This window comes from Streptomyces sp. SAI-170 (assembly GCF_049739565.1).
Taxonomy (GTDB): Bacteria; Actinomycetota; Actinomycetes; order Streptomycetales; family Streptomycetaceae; genus Streptomyces.
The window spans coordinates 2,280,356-2,298,051 of record NZ_JBMGQD010000001.1; the positions used below are offsets into that span (position 1 = coordinate 2,280,356).

16 protein-coding genes are annotated in these 17,696 nt (G+C 72.2%); 6 read left to right on the forward strand and 10 right to left on the reverse strand.

The features are described 5' to 3' along the window. The 3 genes from RKD23_RS10065 to RKD23_RS10075 form a co-directional block, all read right to left on the reverse strand. Positions 1–297: a DUF4193 domain-containing protein gene (locus tag RKD23_RS10065; RefSeq protein ID WP_043504706.1), complete on the reverse strand. Its 297-nt coding sequence runs from the start codon at positions 295–297 to the stop codon at positions 1–3. A 395-nt stretch (positions 298–692) separates the two neighbouring features. Then, positions 693–1,940: a sensor histidine kinase gene (locus RKD23_RS10070; RefSeq protein WP_424853380.1), complete on the reverse strand. Its 1,248-nt coding sequence runs from the start codon at positions 1,938–1,940 to the stop codon at positions 693–695. A gap of 6 nt (positions 1,941–1,946) precedes the next feature. Then, positions 1,947–2,600 carry a response regulator transcription factor gene (locus RKD23_RS10075; RefSeq protein ID WP_003993508.1) on the reverse strand — a complete coding sequence of 218 codons (654 nt, stop codon included), beginning with the start codon at positions 2,598–2,600 and terminating at the stop codon, positions 1,947–1,949. 506 nt (positions 2,601–3,106) lie between these two features. Between RKD23_RS10075 and RKD23_RS10080 the strand changes: the two genes are divergently transcribed. Next, positions 3,107–3,280 carry a hypothetical protein gene (locus RKD23_RS10080; protein WP_404033435.1) on the forward strand — a complete coding sequence of 58 codons (174 nt, stop codon included), beginning with the start codon at positions 3,107–3,109 and terminating at the stop codon, positions 3,278–3,280. Positions 3,281–3,365: 85 nt separating this feature from the next. Here RKD23_RS10080 and RKD23_RS10085 read toward each other — a convergent pair whose 3' ends face one another. Both RKD23_RS10085 and RKD23_RS10090 read right to left on the reverse strand, forming a co-directional pair. Next, positions 3,366–4,196, reverse strand: a complete 831-nt coding sequence (locus tag RKD23_RS10085; protein ID WP_424853381.1) for an inositol monophosphatase family protein — start codon at positions 4,194–4,196, stop codon at positions 3,366–3,368. 8 nt (positions 4,197–4,204) lie between these two features. Then, entirely contained in the window at positions 4,205–5,332 is a 1,128-nt protein-coding gene (locus RKD23_RS10090; protein WP_424853382.1) for a ferrochelatase, read from the reverse strand. Positions 5,333–5,513: 181 nt separating this feature from the next. Between RKD23_RS10090 and RKD23_RS10095 the strand changes: the two genes are divergently transcribed. The 3 genes from RKD23_RS10095 to sepH all read left to right on the forward strand — a co-directional run bounded on the left by RKD23_RS10095 (position 5,514) and on the right by sepH (position 9,569). Further along, complete coding sequence (locus RKD23_RS10095; protein WP_424853383.1) at positions 5,514–6,752, forward strand: MFS transporter; 1,239 nt, start codon at positions 5,514–5,516, stop codon at positions 6,750–6,752. Further along, on the forward strand, positions 6,712–8,031 hold the full coding sequence (locus RKD23_RS10100; RefSeq protein WP_424853384.1) for a D-arabinono-1,4-lactone oxidase: 1,320 nt from the start codon (positions 6,712–6,714) through the stop codon (positions 8,029–8,031). The genes RKD23_RS10095 and RKD23_RS10100 overlap by 41 nt, the downstream gene beginning before the upstream one ends. A gap of 512 nt (positions 8,032–8,543) precedes the next feature. Then, on the forward strand, positions 8,544–9,569 hold the full coding sequence (sepH, locus tag RKD23_RS10105) for a septation protein SepH (protein WP_424853385.1): 1,026 nt from the start codon (positions 8,544–8,546) through the stop codon (positions 9,567–9,569). 175 nt (positions 9,570–9,744) lie between these two features. On the opposite strand, the gene RKD23_RS10110 is transcribed toward sepH, so the two are convergent. Next, positions 9,745–10,596, reverse strand: coding sequence for a sulfurtransferase (locus RKD23_RS10110; protein ID WP_424853386.1), 852 nt, complete (start codon positions 10,594–10,596; stop codon positions 9,745–9,747). 307 nt (positions 10,597–10,903) lie between these two features. On the opposite strand from RKD23_RS10110, the gene RKD23_RS10115 reads away from it, so the two are divergent. Next, on the forward strand, positions 10,904–11,716 hold the full coding sequence (locus tag RKD23_RS10115) for a VOC family protein (protein WP_424853387.1): 813 nt from the start codon (positions 10,904–10,906) through the stop codon (positions 11,714–11,716). A gap of 22 nt (positions 11,717–11,738) precedes the next feature. Here the strand turns inward: RKD23_RS10115 and RKD23_RS10120 are convergent, their stop codons facing one another. The 4 genes from RKD23_RS10120 to RKD23_RS10135 form a co-directional block, all read right to left on the reverse strand. Continuing rightward, entirely contained in the window at positions 11,739–12,389 is a 651-nt protein-coding gene (locus RKD23_RS10120; protein ID WP_424853388.1) for a thymidine kinase, read from the reverse strand. 44 nt (positions 12,390–12,433) lie between these two features. Further along, the gene (locus RKD23_RS10125; RefSeq protein WP_424853389.1) at positions 12,434–13,624 is read right to left on the reverse strand and encodes an alkaline phosphatase family protein; all 1,191 of its coding nucleotides are present in this window, start codon (positions 13,622–13,624) and stop codon (positions 12,434–12,436) included. After that, entirely contained in the window at positions 13,624–14,220 is a 597-nt protein-coding gene (locus RKD23_RS10130; protein WP_404033729.1) for a DUF5998 family protein, read from the reverse strand. The genes RKD23_RS10125 and RKD23_RS10130 overlap by 1 nt, the downstream gene beginning before the upstream one ends. An 87-nt stretch (positions 14,221–14,307) precedes the next feature. Next, positions 14,308–17,154: a GNAT family N-acetyltransferase gene (locus RKD23_RS10135; protein ID WP_424853390.1), complete on the reverse strand. Its 2,847-nt coding sequence runs from the start codon at positions 17,152–17,154 to the stop codon at positions 14,308–14,310. Between the two features lie 177 nt (positions 17,155–17,331). Between RKD23_RS10135 and RKD23_RS10140 the strand changes: the two genes are divergently transcribed. Beyond that, on the forward strand, positions 17,332–17,613 hold the full coding sequence (locus tag RKD23_RS10140; protein WP_030021209.1) for an HPr family phosphocarrier protein: 282 nt from the start codon (positions 17,332–17,334) through the stop codon (positions 17,611–17,613). The last annotated feature ends 83 nt before the right edge of the window (positions 17,614–17,696 follow it).

Below are 17,696 nucleotides of genomic sequence, written 5' to 3' on the forward strand. Positions count from 1 at the left end.
TCAGTCGCAGTCGCGGCAGATCGGCTGGCCGTTCTTCTCGCGGGCCAGCTGGCTGCGGTGATGAACCAGGAAGCAGCTCATGCAGGTGAACTCGTCCTGCTGCTTGGGCAGGACACGGACGGCCAGCTCCTCGTTGGAGAGGTCCGCGCCGGGCAGCTCCAGTCCCTCTGCAGCCTCGAACTCGTCGACGTCGACGGACGACGCGGACTTGTCGTTCCGCCGGGCCTTCAGTTCTTCCAGGCTGTCCGAGTCGACGTCGTCGTCGGTCTTGCGTGGGGTGTCGTAATCGGTTGCCATGTCGCTCTCCCCCTCCGGGTGTCTGCGGTGTCTCCAGCGCACGTAACGCGTGAGAGGCCGGACTTGTGCCCGACCTGAGGCGGAGATTTTGCCTCACATCAAGGTCTGTTACTCAATCGACACCCAACCGGACTCCTCACGAGTGATCGGTTTAGGTGGCGATCGGGACCGTACACGGCCCTATCACTGCAGTTCAAAGGCGCCTCCCCGTGTACTTCCCGTGATCAGGACCCCGGAAAACACGGATTTTCCCGACTTTCCGACAGCCTGCATGATCACGGAGAGTAGATGGCTGGAAATTCGCCCTTGTGATCGATCACACACGATGAAGCTTCCCGAGTGCCCGGAAAATTCCGCGCAAAGCGAACATCCTCGCGTGTGTCGGCGACATGATCTCAGACCGGCAGCGTGACCCGCATCGTGAGTCCACCGCCGTCCCTCGGCTGGGCCGAGATATGCCCCCCGTGCGCCCGGGCCACGGACCGCACGATGGACAGACCGAGGCCCACTCCCTTGTCGCTCCCGGTGCGCTCGGTGCGCAGCCGCCGGAACGGCTCGAAGATGTTGTCGATCTCGTACGCCGGCACGACCGGCCCCGTGTTGGAGACGACCAGCACCGCCTGCCCGTGCTGGACCTCGGTGGTGACCTCGACCCAGCCGTTCTCGGGGATGTTGTACCGCACCGCGTTCTGCACCAGGTTCAGCGCGATCCGCTCCAGCAGCACGCCGTTGCCCTGCACGATCGCGGGCTCCCGCTTGCCGCGGAGCTCCACGCCCTTGGCCTCGGCCTCGGCGTGCACCTGGTCGACGGCCTGGGAGGCCACCTCCGCCAGGTCGACGGGGCCGCGCTCGACGATCTGGTTGTCGCTGCGGGCGAGCAGCAGCAGGCCCTCCACGAGCTGCTCGCTGCGCTCGTTGGTGGCCAGCAGCGTCTTGCCGAGCTGCTGGAGCTCCACCGGCGCGTTCGGGTCCGACAGGTGCACCTCCAGCAGCGTGCGGTTGATCGCCAGCGGCGTGCGCAGTTCGTGCGAGGCGTTGCCGACGAAGCGCTGCTGGGCGGTGAAGGCCCGCTGCAGGCGCTCCAGCATGTCGTCGAAGGTGTCGGCCAGTTCCTTGAGCTCGTCGTCCGGGCCGTCCAGCTCGATCCGTCGGGACAGATCCGAACCGGCCACCGCGCGGGCGGTGCGGGTGATCCGGCCCAGCGGCGACAGGACCCGGCCGGCCATGGCGTAGCCGAAGGCGAACGCGATGACGGCGAGGCCGAGGAGGGCCAGCAGGGAGCGGCTGAGCAGGCGGTCCAGGGCGACCCGGCGCTGCTGGTCGATGCACGCGCTGATCGCGTCGTTGAAGACGCTGAGCGGGAGGTTGTCGGTGTTGATCGCGGGGCAGCTGTCGCTGGTGACCTCGATCGCCTTGCCGCCGACGATCTTGAACAGGGGCTCGTTGCCCGAGTTCAGTGCCTGCGCCGCCAGCAGGTAGATGATCGACAGCAGCAGGATGCCGGCGATCAGGAACATGCCGCCGTACAGCAGCGTGAGCCGTATGCGGATGGTCGGGCGCAGCCAGGGGAAGGGCGGTTCCGGCCTTCGGGGGTCCCAGGTGGGTTTCGGGGGCGCCTGGGGAGGCGCGGGAGTCGCGGCCACGGGTGATCAGATCCGGTAGCCGGAGCCGGGCACGGTGACGATGACCGGGGGCTCGCCCAGCTTGCGGCGCAGGGTCATGACGGTGACCCGGACGACGTTGGTGAACGGGTCGGTGTTCTCGTCCCAGGCCTTCTCCAGGAGCTGCTCGGCGGAGACCACCGCGCCCTCGGAGCGCATCAGCACCTCCAGCACGGCGAACTCCTTCGGCGCCAGCTGGACCTCCTTGCCGTCGCGGAAGACCTCGCGGCGGTTGGGGTCGAGCTTGATGCCGGCCCGCTCCAGGACGGGCGGCAGGGGCACGCTGGTGCGCCGGCCGAGGGCCCGCACGCGCGCGATCAGCTCGCTGAAGGCGAAGGGCTTGGGCAGGTAGTCGTCGGCGCCGATCTCCAGGCCCTCGACGCGGTCGCTGACGTCGCCGGAGGCGGTGAGCATCAGCACGCGCGTGGGCATGCCCAGCTCGACGATCTTCCGGCAGACGTCGTCGCCGTGCACCAGGGGCAGGTCGCGGTCGAGGACGACCACGTCGTAGTCGTTGACGCCGATGCGCTCCAGGGCGGCCGCACCGTCGTACACGACGTCGACGGCCATGGCCTCCCGGCGCAGTCCGGTGGCCACCGCATCGGCGAGCAGTTGCTCGTCCTCGACGACGAGTACGCGCACGTCGCTGTCCTTCCTGTGTCCACCCGCGTAGCGGAGCGCGCGCGGGCAGGGGGTCGTGGGTGTGTTGGCCTCCATCCTGCCCTTTTCGGCCATAAGTCGGCGGTAAGGCGAGGTGGGCGGGCGCTCAGGCAGGGCGAGCGGGAGCGAAGAGCCGGGTGAGCGGCCGCGAAGGGCCAGGTGGGCGGGTGGGAAGGGACAGGTGAGCGGGAGGTGGCGGGGCCGGGGACTGTGGTGTGCCGGGGCGGGAATGCCAGATTTTCTCCGGCGGTTGAGGTTTCCGCGGAATGGAGCGCGGGGAGGACGGGTTCTACACCCCGCGATCACGCTCTGCCAGTGCCGCAGCACATGCGGTACGCCTTGGTCCGCTTGCCGCAGAGCGGGCGTGGGTGTCCGGCACCGTCGCCGCCCGGCACGGCTGCGCCGGGCATCCGTGGAGACGTGATCGCCCCTTCCGAACGGCACACCCCCGTGCCACAGACCCACGACCCAGGACGAGGGGGCGCAGCATGGACGCATTCACCGCAGGACTTCTGCAGCGCATAAAGGCGACCGAGTCCGACCTGACGCGGGCCCTGGACGAGGGCGACGACTTCCTCGTCGAGGTGGAGCAGGGCGAACTCGACGACCTGCGCCGCCTCGCCGCCGAACACGGTGTGGAGGTCGGCGCGTACAGCGTCTGACGAGCTCGGCCGACCAGTGGCGGGCCCCCGGCGAATCCAGCGCCGGGGGCCCGTCGCTGTGTGGGCGAGGCCCTCGGAGGGGGACTCAGTCGTGCCAGGCGCCGAAGTCCTCCAGCAGGCGCTGGAGGGGCTCGAAGACACCCGGGGTGGCGGCGACCGTCAGGGCACGTCCCGGGCGCTCAGCGGGGCGTCCTCCGGTCAGGGCGCCCGCCTCACGGGCGATCAGGTCCCCGGCGGCGATGTCCCACGCGTTCAGACCGCGCTCGTAGTAGCCGTCGAGGCGGCCGGCGGCCAGGTCGCACAGGTCGACCGCGGCCGATCCGCCGCGCCGGATGTCCCGTACCAGCGGGATCAGCCGGTGTGCCACCTCGGCCTGGTGGGCCCGCACCTCGCTGACGTAGTTGAAGCCGGTGGAGACCAGCGCCTGGTCCAGCGGCGGCGCCGGGCGGCAGGCGAGGGCCCGCTCGCCCTCCCAGGCGCCGGTGGCCCACGCCCCGCGGCCGGCCACCGCGCTGTGCGTCTCGCCGCGCATGGGGATCTCCACCACGCCGACGACGGTCTCGCCGTCCTGCTCGGCGGCGATGGACACCGACCAGGTCGGCAGCCCGTAGAGGTAGTTCACCGTGCCGTCGAGGGGGTCGATCACCCAGCGCACGCCCGAGCTGCCCTCGCTGGAGGCGCCCTCCTCGCCGAGGAACCCGTCTTCGGGGCGGTGCTCGGAGAGGAAGCCGGTGATCAGCTTCTCCGCCGCGATGTCCATCTCCGTGACGACGTCGATGGGGCTGGACTTGGTGGCGGCCACCGCGAGGTCGGCGGGGCGTCCGTCCCGCAGCAGCGCGCCGGCCCGGCGGGCGGCCTCACGGGCGAGGTCGAGCAGTTCCGAGTGCAGGGCGTCGGTGTGCTGGGCGTCGGTCACGTCGCTCCTCAGGCGTAGGGGCTGTCGGCGCCCGCGGCGGCCGGGCGCGGGGCGCGGGCCGGGCAGCAGCCCACGGGGCACAGGTGGTGGCTCGGGCCGAGCGCGCCCAGGGCGCAGGGTGTGACCTCCTGGCCGCGCTCGACGGCGGCGCGCTCCAGGATCAGGTCGCGCACGGCGGCGGCGAAGCGCGGGTCGGCCCCGACGGTGGCCGAGCGGCGCACCGGCAGGCCCAGCTCCGCCGCCTTGGCGGTGGCCTCGGTGTCGAGGTCGTACAGGACCTCCATGTGGTCGGAGACGAAGCCGATCGGCGCCATCACGACGGCCGGCACCCCGGCGGCGTGCCTCTCCTCCAGGTGGTCGCAGATGTCGGGCTCCAGCCACGGGATGTGCGGGGCGCCGGAGCGGGACTGGTAGACGAGCCGCCAGGGGTGGTCGACGCCGGTGCGCTCGCGGACGGCGTCGGCGATCAGCCGGGCCACGTCCAGGTGCTGGGCGACGTACGCGCCGCCGTCGCCGTGGTCCGGGGCGGGGCCGGAGGCGTCGGCCGCGGAGTTGGGGATGGAGTGCGTCGTGAAGGCGATCTCGACGCCGTCGCGGACGTCCTCGGGCAGGTCGGCGAGGGACGCCAGAACGCCCTCGATCATCGGCTCGACGAAGCCCGGGTGGTTGAAGTAGTGCCGCAGCTTGTCGATCTGCGGCAGCGGGAGCCCCTCGGCCTCCAGCGCGGCAAGCGCGTCGGCGAGGTTCTCGCGGTACTGGCGGCAGCCCGAGTAGGAGGCGTACGCGCTGGTGGCCAGGACGAGGACGCGGCGCCGGCCATCGACGACCATCTCGCGCAGGGTGTCGGTCAGATACGGCGCCCAGTTGCGGTTGCCCCAGTGGACCGGCAGGTCCAGACCGTGCTCGGCGAAGTCCTTGCGCAGGGCGTCGAGCAGGGCGCGGTTCTGGTCGTTGATGGGGCTGACCCCGCCGAACAGGAAGTAGTGCTGCCCGACTTCCTTCAGGCGTTCCTTGGGGATGCCCCGGCCGCGCGTCACGTTCTCCAGGAACGGGACCACGTCGTCGGGGCCCTCGGGTCCGCCGAAGGAGAGCAGGAGCAGGGCGTCGTAGGGGCTGGCATCGAGCGCGTCTGGCATGCCTCCGATCCTGCCACCCGGCACTGACAGCCGGAAAACGGCCGCCCGGAGAACGGGGTGCATTAGGGTCACCTAACTCGTAAGCTGTAAGGACTGTCTTCGCGCCTTACCGAGCGACCGTGCCGAGAAGCCGTGCCCCGAAGTCGTGCGGAGACGCCCTGCCGAGCCCCCGGAGTGCCCTGTGCCCAGCCCCTATCGCGCCCTGTTCGTTGCCCCAGGCACCAAGGGCTTCTCCGCGGCGGGGTTCCTCGGCCGTATGCCGCTGTCGATGATGGGCATCGGCGTGGTCACGATGGTCTCCCAGCTGACCGGGCGGTACGGCCTCGCCGGTGCGCTGTCGGCGACCATCGCGCTGGCCGCGGCGGTGGCCGGACCGCAGGTCTCACGCCTGGTCGACCAGTACGGGCAGCGCAGGGTGCTGCGCCCGGCGACGCTGGTGTCGCTGTGCGCGGCGGCCGTGCTGCTGCTGGCCGCGCACTACGAGTGGCCGGACTGGGTGCTGTTCGCGGCCTGTGTCGGCATCGGCTGCGTGCCGAGCGTCGGCGCGATGATCCGGGCGCGCTGGGCGACCCTGTACCGGGGCACTCCGCAACTGCACACCGCGTACTCCTTCGAGTCCGTGGTGGACGAGGTCTGCTTCATCTTCGGGCCGATCTTCTCCATCGGCCTGTCCACGGCCTGGTTCCCGGAGGCCGGCCCGCTGCTCGCCGCGTGCTTCCTCGCGGTGGGTGTCTTCTGGCTGACCGCACAGCGTGCCACCGAGCCGGCCCCGCACCCGCGCGCGCAGCACGGCGGCGGCACGGCCCTGCGCTCGCGCGGACTGCAGGTGCTGGTGGGCACCTTCGCGGCGACCGGCACCATCTTCGGCGCGGTCGACGTGGTCACCGTGGCCTTCGCCGACGAACGCGGCCACAAGGGCGCGGCGAGCGTCGTCCTCGCGGTGTACGCGGCCGGATCCTGTGTCGCGGGGGCCGTGTTCGGGCTGCTGCACTTCAAGGGGGCGCCCGAACGTCGCTGGCTGCTGGGTGTCTGCGCGATGGCCGTGAGTATGATCCCCCTCCTACTGGTCGGAAACTTGCCGTTTCTGGCCGTGGCGCTGTTCGTTGCGGGTCTGGCCATCGCTCCCACGATGATCACCACCATGTCCCTCATCGAGCAGCACGTACCACGCGCGCAGCTGACCGAGGGCATGACCTGGGTGAGCACCGGTCTCGCGGTGGGGGTCGCGCTCGGCTCCTCGCTCGCCGGCTGGGTGATCGACGCCTCGGGCGCGCGTGCCGGGTACGGGGTTCCGGCGGTCGCCGGGGCCGTCGCGGTCGCGGTGGGTTTCCTGGGCTACCGCCGGCTCGGCAGGCCGGCTCCGGGTCGGGGAGGCACCGTTGAGCAGCACAGCGAGCGGGAAGAGCGGCACGTGGCGTAACTGGGGCGGCAATGTCAGTGCCCGCCCCGCGCGGGAGGCCACACCCGCCTCCGTCGAGGAACTCTCGGCGGTCGTCCGCGCGGCGGCCCAGGACGGGCTGAAGGTCAAACCCGTCGGCACGGGGCACTCCTTCACGTCCATAGCCGCGACCGACGGTGTATTGATACGCCCTCAACTGTTGACGGGGATACGCACCATCGACCGGGAATCCATGACGGTCACGGTGGAGGCGGGCACCCCGCTCAAGAGACTCAACATGGCGCTCGCGCGCGAGGGCCTGTCGCTCACCAACATGGGCGACATCATGGAGCAGACGGTCTCCGGCGCCACCAGCACCGGCACCCACGGCACGGGCCGGGAGTCGGCCTCCATCGCCGCGCAGATCAAGGGCCTGGAACTGGTCCTGGCCGACGGTTCGGTGCTGGCCTGCTCGGAGAAAGAGAACCCGGACGTCTTCGCGGCCGCCCGGATCGGCCTGGGCGCCCTCGGCATCGTCACCGCGATCACCTTCGCCGTGGAGCCGGTCTTCCTGCTCACCGCGCGGGAGGAGCCGATGCCGCTGGAGAGGGTCCTCGCCGAGTTCGACGAACTGTGGGCCGAGAACGAGCACTTCGAGTTCTACTGGTTCCCGCACACCGGGAACACCAACACCAAGCGCAACAACCGCAGCGCGGGCCCCGAGCGTCCGGTGGGCCGGGTCGCGGGCTGGTTCGAGGACGAGTTCCTCTCCAACGGCGTCTTCCAGGCGGCCCAGTGGGTCGGCCGCGCCGCGCCGGGCACGATCCCCACGATCGCCCGGATCTCCAGCACCGCGCTGTCCGCGCGGACCTACACCGACATCCCGTACAAGGTCTTCACCTCGCCGCGCCGCGTGCGGTTCGTGGAGATGGAGTACGCCGTTCCGCGCGAGGCCCTGGTCGACACCCTGCGCGAGCTGAAGGCGATGGTCGACCGGTCCCCGCTGAGGGTCAGCTTCCCGGTGGAGGTGCGCACGGCCCCGGCCGACGACATCACGCTGTCCACCGCGTCGGGCCGGGACAGCGCCTACATCGCCGTGCACATGTTCCGCGGCACGCCCTACCAGGCGTACTTCACCGCCGCCGAGCGCATCTTCACCGCGCACGAGGGGCGCCCGCACTGGGGCAAGGTGCACACGCGCGACGCGGAGTACCTCGCCGGCGTCTATCCGCGCTTCGGCGAGTTCACGGCGCTGCGGGACCGGCTGGATCCGCAGCGGCTGTTCCAGAACGACTACTTGCGCCGGGTTCTGGGGGCGTAGCGGCATTCGCCGGGCGCGAACTCGGCTCGGGCCGGCGGCCGCTCGCGGTGTGTCACGGATCTGCTCGCCCGTGCGCTGGGAGAAGTACCGGAAGAAGGGACGTACGGACGAAACGGTAAGTTCCGTTTCTGGCGATTACGTGAAGTACGCCACGCTCAAGATCGAGAAATCCGCCCAAGGCGCCCGACTCCCGCGCTCCGGGGGAAGTTGAGCGGCGCGGCCATCCACGCAGATGGCCCGAATGGAGTACTGTTGCGAGCCCTGGGTCCGGTCTCCCGCCAGGGTGTCGGGGCCTTCAAGGACCGCCGGGAGGGGGCTAGTTGCACAGGGTGACGGAGTTGGTCACTTAGCGTTGCGAATAGGTAACCGTGCCATAACGGCGATCCAGGGCCCGTGCCCGACACGCCGGGCAACTCGGCAAGGTTGTGGCAGGCTGCACCCGGGCAGGCCACACTCGACTAGCGGAAGCAGCGACGCACGTGACGTCGGCAGGCACCACCCGGGAGGTCCCCATGCCCGAACTGCGTGTCGTGGCCGTCTCCAATGACGGCACACGGCTGGTGCTGAAGGCTGCGGACAGCACGGAGTACACGCTTCCGATCGACGAACGGCTCCGCGCCGCCGTGCGCGGCGACCGTCCCCGCCTCGGCCAGATCGAGATCGAGGTGGAGAGCCATCTCCGCCCCCGTGACATCCAGGCGCGGATACGCGCGGGCGCGACCGCGGAAGAGGTCGCCCAGATGGCCGGCATCCCCGTCGAGCGCGTACGGCGCTTCGAGGGGCCCGTACTGGCCGAGCGTGCCTTCATGGCCGAGCGCGCCCGTAAGACGCCCGTCCGCCGCCCCGGCGAGAACTCCGGCCCGCTGCTCGGCGAGGCCGTGCAGGAGCGGCTGCTGCTGCGGGGCGCCGAGAAGGACACCGTCCAGTGGGACTCCTGGCGCCGCGACGACGGCACCTGGGAAGTGCTGCTGGTCTACCGCGTGGCCGGTGAGCCGCACTCCGCGAGCTGGACGTACGACCCGCCGCGGAGGCTCGTGCAGGCCGTCGACTCCGAGGCACGCTCGCTGATCGGCGAGTCCGAGGACCTCGGTGCGCCGGAGCCCAGCTTTCCGTTCGTGCCCCGGATCGCCCGGCTGCCGCGCGACCGCCCGCTGGACCGTACCGCCGACCGCGAGCGGCCGAGCCTGCCGCCGGCGGAGCCGGTGGAGGAGACGCCGAGCGAGCGGGACTCGCTGACCAGCCTGCTGGAGGCGGTGCCGAGCTTCCGGGGCGACCTGGTGGTGCCCGAGCGGCCCGCCGAGCCCTCGGAGGAACCCGCCGACGAGCCCGTGCCCGAGGAACCGCCGGCCCCCGCGGCCTCGGCCGGTTCCGCCTACGCGGACGTCCTCATGCCCCGTTCCGTCGGCAGCCACCGCGACCGCCTCGTCGGCGCCACCGACCGTCAGGCCGAGGCCGACGGCGTCCGCCCCGGCCGCCGTGCTGCCGTGCCGAGCTGGGACGAGATCGTCTTCGGCACCCGCCGCAAGAAGCAGGACTAGTCCTCACCCGAGCGACATCCCCGTTCGGCCCTTGCCGCACGGGGTTGCCGCAGGCTGTCCTGCGCGACCTGCACGCCTACGACGAGCACGCCCGAGCACCGCGGCCGACGCGAGCCTCCTCTCGTAGCCCGCGTCGGCCGCAGACCCGGCCTGCCTGCCTGTACCGCCGGACGCCCTACTGCGGGTCCGGCCCCACCGCGACCGGTCGGGACGGGTCGTTGGACCACTCCGACCAGGAGCCGACGTACAGGGCGGACGGGATGCCGGCGACGGCGAGGGCGAGGACCTCGTGCGCGCCCGAGACGCCGGAGCCGCAGTAGACGCCGACCTGGGTGCCGTTCGCGGCGCCGAGGTCCTCGAAGCGGCGGCGGAGGGCGTCAGGGGGCAGGAAGCGGCCGTCGGGGCCGACGTTGTCGTTGGTCGGCGCGGAGACGGCCCCCGGGATGTGGCCGCCGACGGGGTCGATCGGCTCGACCTCGCCCCGGTAGCGCTCCCCCGCGCGCGCGTCGAACAGCACCCCGGAACGGGCCAGTGCCGCGGCCGCGTCAGCGTCCAGCAGATCCACGGCCCCCGGCTCCGGCCGGAAGTCGCCCTCCGCGGGCGAGGACGCGTCCGTCGACAGCGGCCCCTCCCAGGTCGGCAACCCGCCGTCGAGAACCCGCACGAACGGGTGACCCGTCCAGCGCAGCAGCCACCACGCGCGTGCGGCCGCCCAGCCCTGGCCGCCGTCGTACACGACCACCGGTCGCGCGGACGACACACCCGCCCGTCGCATCGCCGCACCGAATTCGGTCACATCCGGCAGCGGATGCCGGCCGTGCTTGCCCGGCTCGGAGGCCAACTCCCGGTCCAGGTCGACGAATACGGCGCCCGGGATGTGCCCGGACGCGTACGCGGCGCGGCCGTCGAAGGGTGGTTCACCGGCTGCCTTGGCGACACTGAGCTGCCAGCGGACGTCGAGCACGACTGGCGGGTTCTCGCCCGCCAGTTCGCTCGCAAGTTCGGATGCGGAGATGATGGCGTTCATGGTCACCATCCTTGCGCACCGGGTGGCCGCGGCGTCCAGGTCCGGCTACTCTGCTCCGCCACACGTCCGGTCACCCCGCGTACGTGATCGAGCACCTGCTGTACTGCCGATCGGCATCCGTCGGCAATGGCACGGAAACGGTCGAGCAGCCACACCCCGGGCATCCTCCGGTGTGGGGCGGCTCACCGGCCGCGACGCGGCGGCGCGCCCGGAGCGCGTCGCACCACGGGTGGTGCGAGCATCGGCACGGGGATCCGCAGAGCGACGGCGACACGGCCACCGCCAAGGGGCCGAGGAGAGAGTGACGATGACCGAGGCACAGGGTCCGGCCGGTCCGAACGGGGCGGCACGCGCCCGGAACGCGCCCGGCACACCCTGCTGGGTGAGCCTGATGGCGCACGGGCTGACCTCGACGCAGGAGTTCTACGGAGCGCTGTTCGGCTGGGAGTTCCGCCCGGGCCCGCAGCAACTCGGGCCCTATGTGCGGGCCGTGCTCGACGGCCAGGAGGTGGCCGGCATCGGACAGCTTCCGCCGGACCGGCATCTGCCGATCGCCTGGACGCCCTATCTGGCCTCGGACGACGTCGACCAGACCGCCGACACCGTCCGGCTGTGCGGCGGCACGATCGGTGTCGGCCCGCTGGACGCCGCCGAGGCCGGCCGGATCGCGATCGGCTCGGACCCCGCGGGCGCGGTGTTCGGCATCTGGCAGGCGGACGCGCATCTCGGCACCGCGATCACCGGCGTGCCCGGAACGCCCGCCTGGAACGAGCTCCTCACCTTCGAGTCGGCGACCGTCGTCAAGTTCTACGAGACGGTGTTCGGCTACGAGCGCCAGGAGTCCGCGCCGTCCGCGGACGCCACCGCCGACGACGTCACCCTGCTCCTCGACGGCCGCCCCGTCGCCGACGTCCACGGCCTCGGCAACGCCCTGCCCCGCGACCGCGGCCCGCACTGGCTGACCTACTTCGAGGTCGCCGACACCGACGCGGCCCTCACCCGCCTCGTCGACCTCGGCGGCCACGTCCTCACCCCGCCGCACGACAGCGCCCACGGCCGCGTCGCCACCGCCACCGACCCCGAGGGCGCCCGCTTCGCACTGATCCAGCACACGGCCTGATCTGCGGGAGATCCGGCGCGTGCTACGCCGACGGCACCGGCAGGACGTCCGGGGACAGGGCGGCCGCGTGGGCCGTGGCCGCGGTCATGCGGCGGCGGTGGTGGCGGCGGCACAGGACCTCGTAGCCGATCTCGTCGGCGGAGCGGGTCACATCGCCGACGACCACCTGGGCGCCCTCGACGACCATCTCGCCGCCGACGGTACGGGCGTTGTGCGTGGCGCGGGCGCCGCACCAGCACAGGGCCTCCACCTGGAGCACCTCGACGCGGTCGGCGAGTTCGACGAGCCGCTGGGAGCCGGGGAAGAGCTTGGAGCGGAAGTCGGTGGTGATGCCGAAGGCGTAGACGTCCAGGCCCAGGTCGTCCACCACGCGCGCGAGCTGGTCGATCTGCTCCTCCGCGAGGAACTGCGCCTCGTCGGCGATGACGTAGTCCGCCCGTCCGCCGTGGGAGAGATGGTCGACGAGGTACGCGTAGAGGTCCATACCGTCCTCGACCTCGACCGCGTCCGTCACCAGCCCCAGGCGCGAGGAGAGCTTGCCCTCGCCCGCCCGGTCGTCGCGGGTGAGGATCACGCCCTGGAGCCCGCGGGCCGAGCGGTTGTGCTCGATCTGCAGAGCCAGCGTCGACTTCCCGCAGTCCATCGTTCCGGAGAAGAACACCAGCTCGGGCATGGCAGGTTGAACACCTTTCGGCGAAGAATGTGAGGGGTCGGGATTCAGGAGCGGACTTCGAGCAGCGGGACGAGCTGCTCGGCCGCGGTCATCGAGCCGTGGTTGCCGACCATCGCCGACTCCTTGGGCTCCCGCTCGGAGGCGATGATCAGTACGTCGTCCCGGGCGGCCGCGACCACGTCGCCGATGCGCGCGTACACCCGCTCGTCGATGTGCGGCCCGAACCAGCCCGCCGCGATCGCCTCGTCCCGCGAGGCCACCCAGAACTGCTCGCCGAGCACCTCGCGCCAGCAGATCAGGACGTCGGACTCGGCGCCCGGCAGCGCGTACACATGCCGGGCCCGGCCCTCGCCGCCCAGCAGGGTGACGCCGGCCTGGAGCTCCCAGTCCTCGTCGAAGTCGATGCGGTGCTGCTCGTCGAAGGGGATGTCGACCATGCCGTGGTCGGCGGTGACGTACAGCGCGGTGCGCGGCGGCAACTGCTCGGCCAGCCGCTGCACGAGCCGGTCGACGTACATCAGCTGGCCGCGCCAGGTGTCGGACTCGACGCCGTAGCGGTGCCCGGCGCCGTCCAGTTCGGCGTAGTACGTGTAGACCAGGGCCCGATCGGCGGCCGCGAGCTGCTCGGCCGCGAAGTCGACCCGCTCCTCGCCGGTGAGCCGCCCGTGGAAGGTGCCGCCGCTGAGGGCGACCTTGGTGAGCGGGGTGTTCTGGAAGGCGGGGGACGACACCTGGGCGGCGTGCACTCCCGACCGGCTGGCCAGCTCGAAGACCGTGGGGTACGGCTGCCACGCGCGCGGGTCGCTGTACGGCTGCCAGCGCAGCTGGTTCATCAGCTCGCCGGTGGCCGGGTTGCGCACGGTGTAGCCGGGCAGTCCGTGGGCGCCCGGTGGGAGGCCCGTGCCGACGGAGGCGAGCGAGGTCGCGGTGGTCGCCGGGTAGCCGGCGGTGAGCGGCCGCCCGGTGCCGCCGCGCGAGCTCGCGAGCAGCGAGGTCATGAAGGGCGCCTCGTCCGGGTGCGCGCGCAGCTGCTCCCAGCCGAGGCCGTCGATCAGGAAGACGCAGGCCCGGTCGGCCGCGGCCAGCTCCGGGATCGCGGCCGTCAGGCCGGGCACGCCCATGCCCGCGGCGAGCGTGGGCAGCAGGTCGGCGAGCGAGCCGCTGCCGTACTCGGGTACGGGCGCGGAGGCGACGGCGAGGGGTTCCGGGTGGTCCCAGGGGGCGGGGTGCACCATCAGCGGGTGGTGTCCGCGGTGGCCTCGGAGACGGCCTGCGCGAAGGCGAGCGCCTGGCGCACGGTCTCCGGGCCGTCCCCCGCCTCACTGACGCGCAGGCTGAGGTCGTCGGCGGTCGAGTTGCCGGTGTAGCCGTGGTCGGCGTCGCAGTTGGGGTCGCCGCAGGCGGCGGGCTCCAGGTCGATCCGGGACACCGCGCCCCAGCCGATGGTCAGCACGACCTCGCGCGGCAGGGTGCCCGGCGTGTACTGCTCCGGGTTGGCCACGACCCGGCTCACCACCACCGACGAGATCCGGCCCAGCTTCACCGACTCCGTGGAGGTGGTGGCGTACGGCGTCGGGGAGGTGGTGTCGGCGGCCTGCTCGTCGGTGTGGCTGACGATGAAACGGGTGCCGGTCAGGACCAGTACGGTCACATGCCGGCGGACCTCGTTCTGGTCGAACGTGGTCTCCTGGTGGACCAGGTACGACCGGATCGGCTCGCCGCCCACAGCGGCCTCCACCGCCTCGGCCACGAGGGCCGGGTAGTAGCCGCTGCGTTCGATCGCCGCACGCAGCCCCTGGGTCGTCGTACTGGTCTTGGCCATGCCGTCCATCCTACGGGGGCCCACTGACTGCGAGGGACCTGTCACGCCCTACTCGGCGTCCCCCGGAGGTCCTCGGCGCTTCTCGCCTCCGCAGGATCAGTAGGCGGGGAGCGTGCGGGGGCCGAGGTCGTCGCGGGCCGGGGGCGGGGCCAGGCGCACGGAGGCGCCGAGCACGCTCAGGCCCTGCGGGGCGACGACGACCGGCTCCAGCGTGACCGCCACCACTTCGGGATGGTCGTCGACCAGCCGGGACACCCGCAGCAGCAGCTCCTCCAGGGCCGGGGTGTCCACGGGCGTCGAGCCGCGCCAGCCGAACAGCAGCGGAGCCGTCCTGATCGACCGCACGAGCGAGGCCGCCTCCCGGTCGGTGACCGGGATCAGCCGGTGCGCGGTGTCGCCGAGCAGCTGGGAGGCGGCCCCGGCCAGCCCGAACGACAGCACGGCTCCGGCCGCCGGGTCGATGACCGCCCGTACGACGGTGTCGACGCCGCGCGGCGCCATGCGCTGGACGACCGGCCGCAGCTCCTCGGGCCTGCCGAACAGTTCGGTCAACTCCGTGTACGCCCGCCGCAGTTGCTCCTCGTCGGCGAGGTCGAGCCGGACCCCGCCCAGGTCGGCGCGGTGCCGCAGATGCGGGGCGGTGGCCTTGAGGGCGACGGGGTAGCCGAGGGCCCGCGCGGCCTCCACGGCGGCCTCGGGTGTGGGCGCGGGCAGCGCGCGCAGCACCCTGATGCCGTACATGCCGAGCAGGTCGCACGTCTCGTCCGTGCCGAGGGTGAGCCCCTGCCCGCGCGCGAGCAGCCCGTCGATCAGCCGCGCGGCCGCCTTCTCGTCGACCTCCTCGAACTCCGGCACCTTCCCGGGCTGCGCCGCGTCCCGCCGCCACTGCGCGTACTTCACGGCTTCGGCGAGCGCGCGGACAGCCCGTTCGGCGGCGGGGTAGGAGGGGATGAGACGCGGGGCGGTTTCGGCGGGTGCGGCGGGGGCGGGCGGCTGTTCCGCGGCGGGTGCGCGTTCCGCGGGGCGCTGGGCACCGCCGGCGACGCCCTGGGCTCGCGAACCGGCCCGGGGTGCGGTGCTCGCGGCCGCGGACAGCGCCGCGGCGAGCCCTCCGAGCTCCACATGCACGACCAGCACCGGCTTCCCGGGCACCTCCTCCGCCGCGGACCGCAGGGCCGCCGCCAGCTCGGCGTCGTCCGGGGTCCCCTCCCCGATCGCCGGGATGGCGGTGACGACCACCGCGTCACACGAGTCGTCGGCCAGCGCCCTCGACAGCGCCCGCCGGAAGTCCTCCGCGGCCGCCCCGGTCGTCAGATCCAGCGGCGGCAACGGCTGCAGCCCCTGGGACAGACACGCGTCGTACGTCAGCAGCCCCAGCGACTCGGAGTTGCCGAGGATCGCCACGCGCGGCCCGCCCGGCAGCGGCTGGCGTGCGAGCAGCAGTCCCGCGTCCACCAGCTCGGTGATGGTGTCGACGCGGATCACCCCGGCCTGCCGCAGCAGGGCCGACACCGTGTCGTGGGGCAGCCGGGTCGCCCGTACGGCGTGACCCTGGGGGGCGGCTCCGCCGTGCCGGGCGCCCTGGACGACGACCAGCGGCTTCATGGCCGCCGTACGCCGGGCGAGGCGGGTGAACTTGCGCGGGTTGCCGATGGACTCCAGGTACATCAGGGCGACGTCGGTGTCCGGGTCGTCGTACCAGTACTGCACGACGTCGTTGCCGGAGACGTCGGCGCGGTTGCCGGCGGAGACGAACGTGGACACGCCGGTGACACCGGTGACGCCGCCGCCGCGCCGGTGCAGCCGGGACAGCAGGGCGACGCCGATGGCGCCGGACTGGGTGAACAGTCCGATGCGGCCGGGGCGGGGCGTCTCGGGGGCGAGGGAGGCGTTGAGGCTCACCTCGGGTGAGGTGTTGATGATCCCGAAGGCGTTGGGCCCGATGATCCGCATGCCGTACGCGCGCGCGTGGCGGACCAGTTCGCGCTGGCGCTCGCGCCCGTCGGGCCCGCTCTCGGCGTATCCGGCGGAGATCACGACGAGTCCCTGTACGCCGTGTTCGCCGCACTCGGTGACGACCTCGGGCACCCGCTCGGCGGGCACGGCGACGACGGCGAGGTCGACCGGCCCGGGGATGTCCCGCACGGACCGATGGGCCGGGACCCCGTCGAGTTCCTTCAGCTCCTCGGGGAAGGCCCGGTTGACGGCGTACAGCTGTCCGGTGAAGCCCGCCTCGCGGATGTTGTCGAGGACGCTGCGGCCGACGGCGCCGGGGGTGCGTCCGACACCGACGACGGCGACGGAGCCGGGCGCGAGCAGCCGCCGTACGGACCGGGCCTCGGCGCGCTGCTCGCGCGCGTGCTGCACCGCGACGGAGCGGTCGGTGGGCTCCAGGTCGAACTCCAGGCGGACGACGCCGTCCTCGAAGCTGCGCTTCTGGGTGTACCCGGCGTCCGTGAACACCTTGATCATCTTGGTGTTGGCGGGCAGCACCTCGGCGGCGAAGCGGCGGATGTCGCGCTCACGGGCGACCGCCGCGATGTGCTCCAGCAGGGCGGAGGCGACGCCGCGTCCCTGGTGGGCGTCCTGGACCAGGAAGGCGACCTCGGCCTCGTCGGCGGGCGCGGACGCCGGCAGGCCGTTGGTGCCGATGCGGTCGTAGCGTACGGTGGCGATGAACTCGCCGCCGATCGTGGCCGCGAGACCCACCCGGTCCACAAAGTCGTGGTGCGTGAAGCGGTGGACGTCCTTGGCGGACAGGCGCGGGTAGGGCGCGAAGAAGCGGTAGTACTTCGACTCGTCCGAGACCTGCTCGTAGAAGCTGACCAGACGCTCGGCGTCATCGACGGTGATGGGGCGGATGCGTGCGGTGCCGCCGTCGCGCAGCACCACGTCGGCTTCCCAGTGGGCGGGGTACTCCTGCCGGTCCGGCGCGCTCTGCATGGGGCCCAGAGTACGGCTCGCGTACGACAACGGCGCGGGGCAGTCTGTGAGGACGTGGGGTCGGACCGAGGCCGCGGTCCGGCTGCCACCCCGGGACGGGCCATACGTCTGTCCCGGAGACGCTTCACGTGTGGAACACTGGTCTAGACAACCCTGAGCACTGAAGGGCAGCAACACATGGCTGAGCGCCGCGTCAACGTCGGCTGGGCCGAGGGCCTCCACGCCCGCCCCGCTTCCATCTTCGTCCGAGCCGCCACGGCCGCAGGCGTCCCGGTGACGATCGCCAAGGCCGACGGCAACCCCGTCAACGCGGCCTCCATGCTGGCCGTCCTCGGCCTGGGCGCCCAGGGCGGCGAGGAGATCGTCCTCGCCTCCGACGCCGAGGGTGCGGACGCCGCCCTCGACCGCCTGGCCAAGCTGGTCGCCGAGGGTCTCGAGGAGCTTCCCGAGACCGTCTGAGGACATTGAGCGAAAGGCTCGTCCGAATTATCGGGCGAGCCTTTCGCATATCCCGCTCGAGCGCGGTTTCCGGGCAGCAGAAA